Source organism: Brevundimonas sp. KM4, from assembly GCF_000964075.1.
GTDB classification, from domain to species: Bacteria; Pseudomonadota; Alphaproteobacteria; order Caulobacterales; family Caulobacteraceae; genus Brevundimonas; species Brevundimonas huaxiensis.
The window spans coordinates 19920-32902 of the sequence record NZ_JZRG01000008.1; the positions used below are offsets into that span (position 1 = coordinate 19920).

Consider the following 12983-nt stretch of genomic DNA (forward strand, 5'->3'; position numbering starts at 1 on the left):
CCGCCTCGGCTTACCGGGGCGGCGCAGGCTCCAGCCGACGATAGGCGGCGCCTACAAAGGCCATCGTCAGCGGGGCCTGTAAGCCCGTCAGCACGACGGCGAAGACGAGCCAGCCCGCCGTCCCCGACAGCAGCCCCGCGCCCCACAGCAACACCAGCGCGATCTTCGGCGCCGCCGTCACGACAAGCCCGACCAGCAGGGGCCAGAAGCCGCCGCGCGCAATGCTCATGCTCTGCAGCGACACCATCTGCCCACGCCCGATCGTCGCCGGCGCGAACAGGGACAGGCGGACCGCGAAGGCGATGACGGCGAACAGGGCGAAGGCCGTGACGACCGCCAGCAGAATCAGCTTCCACGCCGGCCCCACCGCGCTCCACTGGCGCATCTCGATGGCCTGGGCGTTCAACTCGGCCATGCCAAACACCGCCAACAGGACCAGGGCCACGACCGACAGGATCATGGTGAGAAAGATCCAGCACAGCAGGCCCGCGCCCAGCAGCCGCACCTCCGGCCGTCCGAACTGCAACCCGACCGGCCCCAGGCCCAGCCGCCGCGCACCGGCCAGATCGTCGGCGATGGCGATCCGCGCCAGCGCGCCCGCCAGCACCAGCGTCGAGGCCAGAGCGCACGCCGCCCAGATCAGGCCCGCTGGACCCGCCGCCAGCGGCTTGAGGCTCCAGACCACGGCCGCCAGCACGATCGCGCCGCAGGCCCCGCGCCACAGGCGAGGCAGGGCGCGGGCCGCCGCCGACAGCGTCTCGCCCAGTCGCAAAATCCGATGCTCGCTCAATCTACGCCCCCGATGACCAGCGGCGGATATAGCAGGGGGCCATGACACCGCGCCACCCGCCCGCTAGAAGGCCGCGATGTGCGCTTCCCCCTCTCCTTGCCCCATCCACGTCATCGGCGGCGGCCTGGCCGGCTCCGAGGCCGCCTGGCAGATCGCCCAGGCCGGCGTGCCCGTCATCCTGCACGAGATGCGCGGCGTGCCCGGCGTCAAGACCGACGCCCACCACACCGATGGCCTGGCCGAGCTGGTCTGCTCCAACTCCTTCCGCTCGGACGACTGGCAGTTCAATGCGGTCGGCCTGCTGCACGCCGAGATGCGGGCGCTGGATTCGGTCATCATGGCCTGCGGCGACATCAACCAGGTGCCAGCCGGCGGCGCCCTGGCCGTGGACCGGGACGCCTTTTCCCAGGCGGTGACCGCCAGACTGACCGCCCACCCCCTGGTCACGATCGTGCGCGAAGAGATCGCCGGCCTGCCGCCGCAGGAGTGGGACAATGTTATCGTCGCCACCGGCCCCCTGACCTCCCCTGCATTGGCCGACGCCATCCTGAAGGCGACGGGCGAGGAGTCCTTGAGCTTCTTCGACGCCATCGCCCCCATCGTTCACGCCGATTCGATCGACTTCGACATCGCCTGGCGCCAGTCGCGTTACGACAAGGAAGGTCCGGGCGGCGACGCCGCCGCCTACGTCAACTGCCCGATGGACAAGGCCCAGTACGAGGCCTTTATCGACGCCCTGCTGAGCGGCCCGAAAGCTGAGTTCAAGGATTGGGAACACGTCCCCTATTTCGACGGCTGCTTGCCCATCGAGGTCATGGCCGAGCGGGGGCGCGAGACCCTGCGGCACGGCCCGATGAAGCCGGTCGGCCTGACCAATCCGCGCGACCCGCTGGTCAAGGCCTATGCCATCGTCCAGCTGCGCCAGGACAATGCGCTGGGAACCCTGTTCAACATGGTCGGCTTCCAGACCAAGCTGAAGCACGGGGCGCAGGCCGAGATCTTCCGCATGATACCGGGGCTTCAGAACGCCCAGTTCGCGCGCCTGGGCGGTCTGCACCGCAACACCTATTTGAATAGTCCCCAGCTGCTGGACAAGCAGTTGCGCCTGAAGGCCCTGCCGCGCCTGCGTTTCGCCGGTCAGGTGACGGGGGTCGAAGGCTATGTCGAGAGCGCAGCCATGGGCCTGCTGACCGGCCGTCTGGCCGCTGCGCAAGCGCTGGGCCGCGACCTGGCCCCGCCGCCGCCCGAGACCGCCATGGGCGCTTTGGTCGAGCACATCACCGGCGGACACCTGGCAGGGTCGAAGTTCCAGCCGATGAACATCAACTATGGCCTGTTGCCGCCGCTCGAGGCGCCCAAGGTCGACGAGGCCGGCGTCAAGATCCCGCTGAAGGAACGCGGCCGGGCGAAAAAGCGCCTGATGAGCCTCCGGGCGATGGAGAGCCTGAAAGCCTGGCGCGACGCGGGCTGATTTCCCGAGGCCGAGCCGCTCAGCGCAGCTTGGGCAGGCCCGGCCGGAACTCCAGCGTCATTGCGCCCAGCAGGATGACGCCGATGCCCATCAGCACCCAGGCCTGGGTCAGGTCGGCCATGTGGTCGCGCAGCAGGCCGGCGCCCAGCGGTGACAGGCTGGCGATGATGTAGCCGCCGCCCTGCACGAAGGCGAGCAGATCGCCCGAGCGCGCGGGGTCGTCGATCTGGTCCATCGCCAGGATCAGGCTGAGCGGGAAGATCGCGCCGATGCCGAGGCCCAGGAGGATCACGATCGGCACCGCCATGCCGAGGGGCGCGACTACGAGACCGGCCAGACCCGCCAAGGCCAGAATCAAGGCCGTCAGGATCGGTCCGCGCCGATCCGGGAAGCGCCCGATGGTCAGCGACACCAGCAGGCCGGCCGTCACCTCCGCCGCCGTCATGCCGCTGAGCAGATAGCCGGCCGTGGCCCTCGGCTCGCCCAGGTCGATGTAGAAGGGCGGCAGCCAGGCCAGCATCAATGTATAGGCCGAGGTCCCCAGGCCCATGATCAGGATCAGTCGCCACGCCCGCCCCTGACGCCAGAACGGCAGCTCGGGGTCCGTCGCCTCGATGACCGCGGCACTATCCGGCTCTTCGGATGCGGGGTCGCGCGACGCCGCCAGCCAGACCGATGCAGCGGCAAAGGCCGGCGCGCTCCACAGGGCCAGCGTCCCGGCCCAGCCGATCGTCTCGGCCAGACCAGCCGCCGTGGCCGCCGCGACGGCGGCGCCGCCCATGATGCCGGTGGTGTAGAGCGCCATGACCGTGCCGAACTGCGCCGGAAAGGCCCGTTTGATGACGACCGGCGCCAAGGCCTGGATCAAGGCGACACCGACCCCGACGACCACGGCGCTGGCGATCAGACCGGTCGCGCCGGTCAGCCCCGCGCGCACCAGGCAGGCCCCACCGATCAGCAGCGCGCCAAGCAAGATCCCGCGGCGCTCGCCCAGTCGCCGACGCAGGGGCCGGATCGATAGGGCGCCCAGACCGATCATCAGCACGGGCAGAGTGGTCAGCAGACTGGCGGCGGTCGAACCCATGCCCGTCGCGCCCTCGATCAGATCCAGCAGCGGCCCCACCGCCGCCATCGCCGGCCGTAGATTCAGCGCCAGGGCGACGATGGCCGCCAGCAACAGCAGCGAGGCGCCGCGCGCGGGCGTGGCGTCAGGTCGTGCGGTCATGGTGGGGACTCCGACTGAAAATCGCGCTAGTCTCTCGACCTCAAGTATCTCGATGTCAAGATAACCATGCCCGATAGAGCTTCTCGCGCCGCCGCCCAATGGGCCGTGCAACGCCCCGACCTGGACATGTTGCCGATGGAGGTGCTGGGACGCCTGAACGAGGCGTCGCAACTGGTGATCCGCGAGCGCCAGACGCCGCTGTTCGCGCGCTATGGTTTGCAGCACGGCGAGTTCGACGTGCTGGCGACGCTGCGCCGATCGGGCGAACGCGAGGGCCTGACGCCGACGGCGCTGTTCGAGGCGGCGATGATGTCTTCCGGCGGCATGACCGCGCGGATCGACCGGCTGGAAAAGGCGGGCTGGGTCGAGCGGCGCCCGCATCCCAGCGACCGACGGGCGACCCTGGTCCGCCTGACAGACAAGGGTTTCGACCTGATCGAGACGATCATGCCCAGCCATCAGGAGACGGCCAAAGAGGCGTTGAGCGGCCTGTCGCGAGAGGATCAGAAAACGCTGAACGCCCTGCTGACCCGCTTGATCGCCGGCCTGAACGGCTAGGTCAGATCCGGCCGCGCAGCACGGCCCAGAGCAGGCGCAGCCGCTTCAGCGGCTCCGGCTGGTCCGGATCGGTAAGGGTCGCGTGAGCCACGGCCGCGAATCCTTCGGGCGGAAGGCGTTTCAGCGCCCCATTGGCGGTGGATTTCAGGGACGCCGCCTCCTGGCGCCGTCCTGTCTGCGTCAGCCCCCAGACGCGGGCCGCATCGGCCACGGCGGCGTCATGCCCCTGCCCTGCCAGCACACGCGTCGCGACCTGCATCGGGCCGACGTAGAAGGCGTCGAGATCGTGCGGCTGTTCGCGCACCCGGCCGATGTGGGCGTCGATCAGGGCGTCGAACGGCGCGCGATCCAGGCCGTGACGCGCGACGAGATCGGTCAGGGCCTCCAGCACCGGATGGCCCTTGCGCGGCACACCGGCGAAGACGCCGTCCATCTGTTCCGCCCACCAAGTGTAGCGCATCTCGGCCAGCAGCGGCTGAGTCACGCGCGTGGGGATGGTCATCAGCTCGGCTTCGAAGGCGTAGAGCGTGATCAGGTCAGCGCGGGCGCGGTCATCCGCGACCAGGCGGCTGGACAGCCAGCGGTCGAGGTCGGCGGTGCGGGCCTGTTGGTCGAGCGTATCCGCAGTCTCGGTCAAGCGGCGCGCGACACCGCGAAATCGGCCAGATCTTCCAGCGCGGCGCGCCAGTCGCTGGCCGGCAGGACCGACAGGGCCGCCTTGGCCTGATCGGCATAGTCGCCGGCGAGGTCCAGGGTCGCGCCGATGGCGCCCGAGCCGATGATCAGTTCGCGCGCGCGGGTGAAGTCTTCGGGCGTCCGCTCGCCCTTGGTCACGGTGCGCTCCCAGAAGGCTTCCTCGCGGCCGCGCGTGCGGGCGACCGCCAGAAGCAGCGGCAGGGTCGCCTTGCCCTCGTTGAAATCGTCGCCGGCGTTCTTGCCCAGAGCCTCGGCCGTCGCACCGTAGTCCAGCGCGTCGTCGGCCAGCTGGAAGGCGATGCCCAACGCCATGCCGTAATCGCGCAGAGCTTTGATCGCGGCCGGATCGGCGCCGGCGCCTACCGCGCCCGCCTCGGCGGCGGCGGCGAACAGTTCGGCGGTCTTGGCCGAGATGATCTGCAGATAGGTGGCTTGGTCCAAATTGAGGTCGTGGGCGCGAGTCAGCTGCAGCACTTCGCCCTCGGAGATGACCCGCGAAGCCTCGGCCAGAATGCCCAGGGCGCGCATCGAATCCGTCTCGACCATCAGTTCGAAGGCGCGGGCGAACAGAAAATCGCCGACGAGGACGCTGGTGGGCGCGCCCCAGATCAGGTGGGCCGCGACCTTGCCGCGACGCAGTTCGGACGCATCGACGATGTCGTCGTGCAGAAGAGTGGCGGTGTGGATGAACTCGACCGCAGCCGCCAGCTTGCGCGGCGCGACGATGTTGTCCGTCGCGCCCACGGCGCGCGCAGCGGCGACGGTCATCAGGGGGCGCAGACGCTTTCCGCCCGCCGACACCAGATGTTCGGCCAGTTTCGGAATGATCGGCACATCCGACTGCATCCGATCCAGGATCAGGGCGTCCACGGCCGCCATATCGACCTCAGCCAGCCGGACAAGGGCGTTGACGTCCCCCTTCGGGCGGTGAGCGGCGGCGATGGCGACGTCCAAACGAATACTCTTTCACTGGCGCGGCGGGCCGCGGGAATGGCTTTTTGCGGCCGGGCCGGCTTGCCCCCGCGAGTTGCGGCGCACAATGATGTTCGACCCCTTGAGGGTCAAGGAGATTGAGGCTTGGAGCCGGTCGAAACCCTGCCGACGACGATCGTCGAGAACGGCCTGTTGAACGGCCGGGTGCGCTTGCGTCAACCCGCACGCGGCTATCGCGCCGGGATGGATGCGGCCTTGCTGGCAGCGGCGGTCCCGGCCGAGGCGGGCCAGAGCGTGATCGAGGCGGGCTGCGGGGCGGGCGCGGTCCTGATGCAGATCGCGGTGCGACGACCGGGCGTGACCCTGACGGGACTGGAGCGCGATCCAGCGATGGCGGCGCTGGCGACCGAGAATGCGGCTCTGAACGGCGCAGCTGGATCCGCTGTGATTCGTCACGGCGACGTGGCGGCCGGGTTTCGGGCCCTGGGCGTGGAACCGGCCGACTGGGCCATATCCAATCCCCCCTTCTTTGATGACGCCACGGCGTTGCGCGCCCCGGCCGAAGGCAAGCGGGGCGCCTGGATGGCCGACGACGGGCTGAAGGCGTGGACCGATTTCCTGTTGAAGGCGGTGAAGGAAGGCGGACGCATCGTGGTCGTTCACCGCGCTGACCGACTGGCCGATCTGCTGGCTCTACTGGGCGAAAAGGCGGGGTCGTTCGCCGTGCGGCCGATCCACCCCTTCGCGGACGAGCCGGCCAAGCGGGTGTTGGTGCACGCCATCAAGACCGGGCGCGCGCCGCTGCGGCTGCTGCCGGCGCTGATCTTGCACGACCGCGAGGGCGGCAAGCACACCCCCCAAGCCGAGGCCGTCCTGCGCGGCGAGGCGTCGCTGGGATGGTGATCGGGTGGTCAATCGCGACCGGAACGCCTAAATGCCGCCTCCTGACGAAATCGAGCCCGCCCCGTGTCACCCGACGACCTTCCGCATGACCTTCAAGACGGCCTGATCGCCGTCGGCGAGGCCGCGCGCGACCTGCGCGAGCCGTGGTGGATCTTCGGCGGAGCGGCCATGGCGCTGTATGGCCTGACCGACATCCATGTGCCCGACATCGACGTGTTGTGCGCGCCGCGTGATGCGCGCAGCCTGCTGGGCGCGCTGGGCGGCGTGGTGATACCCGATCCGGGCGAAGGCCTGTTCCGCTCCGCCGTCTTCGGGCGCGCGCCGGATCAGCCGATCCTGGTCGAGGTCATGGCCGATCTGGAGACACGCGACGGCGGCGACTGGGCCCTGGTCGCCTTCGGCTCGCGCCGCCGCGTTTTCGTCGAGGACACGCCCCTATTCGTCCCGGACATCCGGGACCACATCGCCCTGTATCGCCTGTTCGGCCGCCCCAAGGATCTAGCGCGCGTCGAACAGCTTGAACGACTGATCGCCTGAATGCCTTTCCCCTTCCAGATTTCCGCCACCGAGGGTCGCGCCCGCACCGGGGTGCTGAAGACCGCGCGCGGCGACATCCGCACCCCCGCCTTCATGCCGGTCGGAACCGCCGCCACGGTCAAGGCCATGACGGTGGATCAGGTCAAGGCGACCGGCGCCGACATCTTGCTGGGCAACACCTATCACCTGATGCTGCGCCCCGGCCCCGAGCGGATGGAGCGTCTGGGCGGCCTTCACAAGTTCATGGGCTGGGACAAGCCGATCCTGACCGACAGCGGCGGGTTCCAGGTCATGTCCCTGGCCGGCATCTCCAAGGTGAAGGAGGAGGCCGTGACCTTCTCCAGCCACATCGACGGCTCCAAACACGTTCTGACGCCCGAGCGGTCGATCGAAATCCAGGCCGACCGGATCGGCGCCGACATCTCGATGCAGTTGGACCAGTGCGTCGCCTATCCGGCCGAGAAGGATGCAGCCAGAAAGGCGATGGAGCTGTCGATCCGCTGGGGCGCGCGGTCCAAGGCCCGTTTCGGCGAGCGTGAGAACCAAGCCCTGTTCGGCATCCAGCAGGGATCCACCTTCGAGGACCTGCGCCGCCAGTCGTCGGAACAGCTTCAAGAGATCGGCTTCGACGGCTACGCCATCGGCGGTCTGGCGGTCGGCGAGGGCCATAAGGCGATGTGCGAGGTGCTGGACTACGCGCCCGAAATGCTGCCCGCCGACCGTCCGCGCTATCTGATGGGGGTGGGCAAGCCGGCGGATCTGGTCGAGGCGGTGTATCGCGGTGTGGACATGTTCGACTGCGTCCTGCCGACCCGCGCCGGCCGTCACGGTCAGGCCTGGACCTGGGACGGGCCGCTGAACCTGAAGAACGCCCGCTTCGCCGAGGACCAGGACCCGCTGGACCCGACAATCGACGGCCCATCATCGTCGTATTCGAAGGCTTATCTACACCACCTGATCCGCGCCGATGAAATCCTCGGCAAGGTGCTGCTGAGTTGGCACAACATCGCCTTCTATCAGGCGCTGACGGCGGCCATGCGCGCGGCGATTTCCGAGGGTCGTTTCGAGCAGTTCAGGCGCGACTTCCACGCCCGCCACACTGCGAACGGCTGACGCCTAAGGGTGCGGTCTGAACCAGCTGGGCGCCGCCGGCGGCGCGCAGTTCCGCTGCATGCCCATCCCCTTCAGGAAGGCGCGGCGCATCCGGCCGGACTGGATGGCCGGTTGAACGTGCTTTGAGTGCTGTTCGGCGCCGCTCAGTCGACGAATCCAGTTTCGGCCAGGAATAAAGTCGGTCGTCGTGTCGCGTATGGCGTTCAACGCCGCCTTGGCCGCCGCGTCCGCCGCCCGCTCGCTGAGATAGGAGCCGTCCTGACGCGGCGGTTCGTCCGTGTCGGGTCCCAGCGCTTCGTCCAACCGTGCGACCTCTGCGCCGATGGTCGTGCACTGATTCAGATTGCGCAGATCGTAGGGATTGGCTTCGGCCTGAAGCAGCACCGTCGGAATCATCTGACGACGCAGGTTGAAGTCCTCCAGCGGCGCCGTCGCCGCCGCCGCGAAGCCCGCCCCGACCTGTTCGGCGCCGCCCATCGCCGACCGACCGGCATTGCAACCGGAAAGCGCAACAAGACTGACTGCGAGAAGAAGGCGTTTCATGGGTTGGCTTAGACCACGCGTGGGCTGGCGATTAAAGCTTGGCGGCGGAAGCGGTCGGTAACGAAGAATTCTCTGATTTCAGGTCACTTTGACCTGTCGTTGGAGTTCGGTCGTGCCTTACATCGCCAAGAGCCTGGAAGCCCTGGACGCCCCTGCCGGTCCGTTCCAACGTCTTACGGAACTGGCCTGCACGATTTTCGATGCGCCCGCCGCCGTCGTCACCCTGGTCAGCGGCGACAACGCCGTCCTCTGGTGCAGCGATCGTGAACTGGTTCGAAGCCTACCGCGCGAACGCACCCTCGGCGACCGTCTGCTGCGCCAGGGCAAAGGGGCCGTCCTGGTGGTCGAAGACGGTCTGGCGGACCCCGCAGCGCGCAATCATTTCCTGGTGGCGCCCCCCTATAATCTGCGTTTCTACGCCGGCGTAACGATCTGCGGCCCGGACGGTCAGCCGCTGGGCGCGTTCGGCGTCATGGATCGCAAAGCCCGCTTTCACCCCTCCGACGCCCAGATCGCGACGCTGCGCACGCTTGGCGCCATGGCCGAAGACATCATCGCGTCGCTGGAAGTCGGTCGCGTCAGCGATGAGCGCCACGGCACGCTGGAGCTGATCGAAAACATGGCCGGGGTCGGTCATTGGCGGTTGGAACTGGCCAGCGGCAAGGTCCACTGGTCCGACGAGGTGTTCCGCATCCACGGTCTGGATCGCAAGACCTTCGATCCGCAGGTCGATTCGGCGATCGACCGCTATCATCCCGACGACAGGCCCGGATTATTGGCGGCGATCGCACACTCGGCCAAAACCGGCGATGGCTACAAAATGCGTCTTCGGCTGATCCGCGCCGATGGCGAGGAGCGTGCGGTTCTGACCCAGGCGCGCGCCGAACGTGACGACGCTGGGATCGTGAAGGTCCTTTACGGCGTGTTTCAGGACATCACGGACCAGCAGGCCCAGATCGCCCGCGCTCAGCGTGACGAGGCGCGCTATCGGCTGCTGGCCGAAAACGTGGGCGATGTGATCACCCGCGTTCGTCCAGACGGCACCAGCAAATATATCTCGCCGGCGATCGAAAGCCTGCTTGGCTGGACCACCGAAGAGATGAACGGCCGGCCCATGGACTATGTCCATCCTGATGATCGGGAGATGGTGACCCGGGCCGTGCTGGGCACCATCCACACCAAGGAGCCCTGCCGCCTGGAGCACCGCGCCCTTCATCGCGACGGTTCGATCGTCTGGGTCGAATGCACCTTCCGCGCGCTGGCCGCCGAGGTGGGCAAGCCGTCGGAGGTGGTTGTGGTCATCCGCGACATGACGGATCGCAAGATTCTAGCCGACGAACTGGTCACCGCACGCGACCGGGCCGAGGCGGCGGCGGCGGCCAAGAGCGAGTTCCTGGCGAACATGAGCCATGAACTGCGTACGCCTCTGACCAGCGTCATCGGCTTTTCCAACCTGCTTAAGGCCAGCGAGGCCTTGCCCGAGGCCGAAAAGGGCTATGTCGCGCGCATCGCCACGGCAAGCGAGGCCCTGCTGTCGGTCATCAACGACGTGCTGGACTATTCCAAACTTGAAGCCGGCATGATCGAGCTGGAGCCCCAGCGTTTCGACCCGGCTGCCCTAGCGCACGAGACGGTCCAGATGATGGAGGCCCAGTGTCTGGCCAAAGGTCTGGCGCTGCACGTCGATCTGGCGCCGGACTTGCCGGATCGCCTGATGGGCGACCAGGCCCGTCTTCGGCAGATTCTGCTGAACCTGCTGGGCAATGCGGTGAAGTTCACCAGCCAGGGCTCGGTCAGTCTTTCGGTCGGCGGAGCCTTGGAGGCAGACGGCGCATGGCGGCTGACGGCGGAGGTGACCGATACCGGCATCGGCATGAGCCCTCAGACCCACGCCCATCTGTTCGAACGTTTCTCGCAGGCGGATCGGTCGACGACCCGGCTTTACGGCGGCACCGGCCTGGGGCTGGCGATCTCGCGGCGGCTGGCACGGGCGATGGACGGCGATATCGTCGTCACGAGCCAGCCCGGCCTGGGATCGACGTTCACGGTGACCGTCCCGCTGCACGTCGCCGAGGGCGGATCGGAAGACGAAGGGCCGCGCCTCAGCGTCATGCCCGAGGGACGTGTGTTGATCGCCGACGACGCGCCGGCGAACCGCGAGCTGATCAGCGTCATCCTGGTCGGCATGGGACTGGAGGTCGCCACGGCCAGCGATGGGGCCGAGGCGGTGCATGCGGTGCAGTCCGAAGTCTACGACCTCGTCCTGATGGATATGCAGATGCCGGTCATGGACGGCCTGACGGCCACGCGCGAGATTCGCCGCCTCGAGCAGGGCGGCGCACGCCGACTGCCGATCATCGCCCTGTCCGCCAATGTTCAGCCGGACCAGATCCAGCTGTGTCGCGACGCCGGCATGGACGACCACCTGGCCAAGCCGCTGCAACTGCCAGCCCTGGTCGCCACCCTGTCGAAATATCTCGACAAATCGAACGCTCCTATCGCGGCGTATGCGACTGCGCCCGGTCGTTTCGCGACCCACTGAAGGCAAGGCCCGGACAGCAAAAAGCCCGCCGAAGCGGGCTTTAAATGGTACGTCCTCTCGGGCTCGAACCGAGGACCCTCTGATTAAAAGTCAGATGCTCTAACCAACTGAGCTAAGGACGCACCGCGCGACGTCGGGGCTGGCCCGAACCGTCGAAGGGCGCCTTCTGTTGTAATCCGGCCTTCCGGTCAAGACCCGGTTTGCTACTCATTGGGCATGAAACCGTTAAATGGCGTCCGCATCATCGAATTCGACGGCTTGGGGCCGGTCACCTTCGCCGGAATGATGCTGGCGGACCTAGGGGCGGAGGTGGTGCGTCTGACGCGCGACGCCTCCGCCGGACCGGCGGTTTTCGACGAGGTCGGAGGCGAGGTCCTGCATCGGGGACGAGCGGCCGTTCCGGTCGATCTGAAATCACCGGCTGATCGCGAGCGCATCCTGCAACTGATCGATGGGGCCGACGCAGTGATCGAGGGCTTTCGGCCCGGCGTCATGGAGCGGCTGGGCTACGGCCCCGACGCCCTCCAGGCGCGAAGGCCCGCGCTGGTATTCGGACGTGTGACCGGATGGGGTCAGACGGGTCCGCTGGCGAATGCGGTGGGGCATGATCTGAATTACATCGGCCTGTCGGGCGTGCTGCACGCCATGGGCGAGGCGGATCGTCCCCCCTCCCCGCCGTTGAATCTGGTCGGAGATTACGGCGGCGGGGCCATGCTGCTTGTAGTCGGGGTGCTGGCTGCGCTGGTGGAGGCCAGGACGACGGGCAAGGGACGCGTGGTCGATGCCGCCATGACGGATGGGGCGGCCCTGCTGGGCGGCCTGTTCCAGGCGTTGCGGGGACGAGGACTGTGGAGCGACCGGCGCGGATCGAACCTGCTGGACGGGGGAGCGCCCTTCTATCGCTGCTACGCCTGTCGCGACGGCGAGTTCGTGGCGGTGGCGGCGTTGGAGCCGCGTTTCTACGCTGCGCTGCTGGCCGGCCTGGAGATCGATCCGGCTGATGCGGTTCAATATGATATCGCCGCCTGGCCGGCCCTGCAGGCGCGGCTTGCGGCCTTGTTTGCGAGCCGAGACCGCGACGACTGGAGCGCCCATTTCGCCGGGACGGAAGCCTGTGTCACGCCTGTGCTGAGCCTGGCCGAGGCGCCGGATCATCCGCACAATCAGGCGCGTGGAACATTCCAAAGCGGCCTGCCGCAAGCCGCGCCCCGCTTCGACGGCTTATGTGCTGCGCCCGCCCCCAAGTTCGAACTGACCTTGGATCAAATGGTCACAAAATGGTCCGATCCCGCAGGATGACCGACGCAGATTTCGGCGCTAAGGGAACAGCTTAGCGCGACAGGCGTTGATCGGCGGAGACCGGGGACTTTCATGACACGCTCGATTTTTGTCTTGGCCGCCGCCGCAAGCGTGCTCGCGCTGTCGGCCTGCGACGACCGTCCTTCGCGCTCGGACGACGACTATCGCGAGATGTCGGTCGAGGCGGCGCCCCCGCCCGTCAAGGAAGAAGCTCCCCCGCCCGCGCCAGAGGTGCAGGACCCGACGCCCACGCCCCCGCCGTCCACGACGCTGCCGCCCGAGGAACGCTCGTCGGAGCAGTCGGTCCAGCCCGAGAGCGAGACGCTGTTCTACTGACGAACAGGTTTGCCGGGGGGCGTCCTTTTGACGAAAG

13 protein-coding genes and 1 tRNA gene are annotated in these 12983 nt (G+C 67.8%); 8 read left to right on the forward strand and 6 right to left on the reverse strand.

From position 1 onward, the window contains the following. Positions 1 to 10: 10 nt before the first annotated feature. Positions 11 to 790 carry a hypothetical protein gene (locus VH88_RS04375; protein WP_045810181.1) on the reverse strand — a complete coding sequence of 260 codons (780 nt, stop codon included), beginning with the start codon at positions 788 to 790 and terminating at the stop codon, positions 11 to 13. 76 nt (positions 791 to 866) lie between these two features. On the opposite strand from VH88_RS04375, the gene trmFO reads away from it, so the two are divergent. Continuing rightward, positions 867 to 2261 carry a methylenetetrahydrofolate--tRNA-(uracil(54)-C(5))-methyltransferase (FADH(2)-oxidizing) TrmFO gene (gene trmFO / locus VH88_RS04380; protein ID WP_045810182.1) on the forward strand — a complete coding sequence of 465 codons (1395 nt, stop codon included), beginning with the start codon at positions 867 to 869 and terminating at the stop codon, positions 2259 to 2261. Between the two features lie 19 nt (positions 2262 to 2280). Here the strand turns inward: trmFO and VH88_RS04385 are convergent, their stop codons facing one another. Beyond that, the gene (locus VH88_RS04385) at positions 2281 to 3486 is read right to left on the reverse strand and encodes an MFS transporter (RefSeq protein WP_052689490.1); all 1206 of its coding nucleotides are present in this window, start codon (positions 3484 to 3486) and stop codon (positions 2281 to 2283) included. A 66-nt stretch (positions 3487 to 3552) separates the two neighbouring features. On the opposite strand from VH88_RS04385, the gene VH88_RS04390 reads away from it, so the two are divergent. Beyond that, complete coding sequence (locus VH88_RS04390; RefSeq protein WP_039245510.1) at positions 3553 to 4044, forward strand: MarR family winged helix-turn-helix transcriptional regulator; 492 nt, start codon at positions 3553 to 3555, stop codon at positions 4042 to 4044. A gap of 1 nt (position 4045) precedes the next feature. Here VH88_RS04390 and VH88_RS04395 read toward each other — a convergent pair whose 3' ends face one another. Next, positions 4046 to 4681: a squalene/phytoene synthase family protein gene (locus VH88_RS04395; RefSeq protein ID WP_045810183.1), complete on the reverse strand. Its 636-nt coding sequence runs from the start codon at positions 4679 to 4681 to the stop codon at positions 4046 to 4048. Then, on the reverse strand, positions 4678 to 5694 hold the full coding sequence (locus tag VH88_RS04400; protein ID WP_156146750.1) for a polyprenyl synthetase family protein: 1017 nt from the start codon (positions 5692 to 5694) through the stop codon (positions 4678 to 4680). The genes VH88_RS04395 and VH88_RS04400 overlap by 4 nt, the downstream gene beginning before the upstream one ends. Positions 5695 to 5817: 123 nt before the next feature. Here VH88_RS04400 and VH88_RS04405 point away from each other — a divergent pair, with 123 nt between their 5' ends. The 3 genes from VH88_RS04405 (at position 5818) to tgt (ending at position 8226) form a co-directional block, all read left to right on the forward strand. Further along, positions 5818 to 6576, forward strand: coding sequence for a tRNA1(Val) (adenine(37)-N6)-methyltransferase (locus VH88_RS04405; protein WP_082064375.1), 759 nt, complete (start codon positions 5818 to 5820; stop codon positions 6574 to 6576). Positions 6577 to 6639: 63 nt separating this feature from the next. Beyond that, positions 6640 to 7113, forward strand: coding sequence for a hypothetical protein (locus VH88_RS04410; protein WP_045810184.1), 474 nt, complete (start codon positions 6640 to 6642; stop codon positions 7111 to 7113). Beyond that, a complete protein-coding gene (gene tgt / locus VH88_RS04415) occupies positions 7114 to 8226 on the forward strand; it encodes a tRNA guanosine(34) transglycosylase Tgt (protein WP_045810185.1) in 1113 nt (370 codons plus the stop codon). A 3-nt stretch (positions 8227 to 8229) separates the two neighbouring features. Here the strand turns inward: tgt and VH88_RS04420 are convergent, their stop codons facing one another. After that, a complete protein-coding gene (locus VH88_RS04420) occupies positions 8230 to 8769 on the reverse strand; it encodes a hypothetical protein (RefSeq protein ID WP_045810186.1) in 540 nt (179 codons plus the stop codon). A 112-nt stretch (positions 8770 to 8881) separates the two neighbouring features. Between VH88_RS04420 and VH88_RS04425 the strand changes: the two genes are divergently transcribed. After that, positions 8882 to 11311 carry a PAS domain-containing protein gene (locus VH88_RS04425; RefSeq protein WP_156146751.1) on the forward strand — a complete coding sequence of 810 codons (2430 nt, stop codon included), beginning with the start codon at positions 8882 to 8884 and terminating at the stop codon, positions 11309 to 11311. 45 nt (positions 11312 to 11356) lie between these two features. On the opposite strand, the gene VH88_RS04430 is transcribed toward VH88_RS04425, so the two are convergent. Then, a tRNA-Lys gene (locus tag VH88_RS04430) sits at positions 11357 to 11433 on the reverse strand. A gap of 88 nt (positions 11434 to 11521) precedes the next feature. Here VH88_RS04430 and VH88_RS04435 point away from each other — a divergent pair. Beyond that, positions 11522 to 12610, forward strand: coding sequence for a CaiB/BaiF CoA-transferase family protein (locus VH88_RS04435; protein ID WP_197070991.1), 1089 nt, complete (start codon positions 11522 to 11524; stop codon positions 12608 to 12610). A gap of 72 nt (positions 12611 to 12682) precedes the next feature. Continuing rightward, complete coding sequence (locus VH88_RS04440) at positions 12683 to 12946, forward strand: hypothetical protein (protein ID WP_045810188.1); 264 nt, start codon at positions 12683 to 12685, stop codon at positions 12944 to 12946. The last annotated feature ends 37 nt before the right edge of the window (positions 12947 to 12983 follow it).

What these genes read in the sequence shown, in the direction of transcription:
- VH88_RS04390 (WP_039245510.1), top strand. Translation starts at nt 3,553, where the DNA reads ATGCCCGATAGAGCTTCTCGCGCCGCCGCCCAATGGGCCGTGCAACGC.
- VH88_RS04420 (WP_045810186.1), bottom strand. Translation starts at nt 8,769, where the DNA reads ATGAAACGCCTTCTTCTCGCAGTCAGTCTTGTTGCGCTTTCCGGTTGC.
- VH88_RS04440 (WP_045810188.1), top strand. Translation starts at nt 12,683, where the DNA reads ATGACACGCTCGATTTTTGTCTTGGCCGCCGCCGCAAGCGTGCTCGCG.
- trmFO (WP_045810182.1), top strand. Translation starts at nt 867, where the DNA reads ATGTGCGCTTCCCCCTCTCCTTGCCCCATCCACGTCATCGGCGGCGGC.
- tgt (WP_045810185.1), top strand. Translation starts at nt 7,114, where the DNA reads ATGCCTTTCCCCTTCCAGATTTCCGCCACCGAGGGTCGCGCCCGCACC.
- VH88_RS04385 (WP_052689490.1), bottom strand. Translation starts at nt 3,486, where the DNA reads ATGACCGCACGACCTGACGCCACGCCCGCGCGCGGCGCCTCGCTGCTG.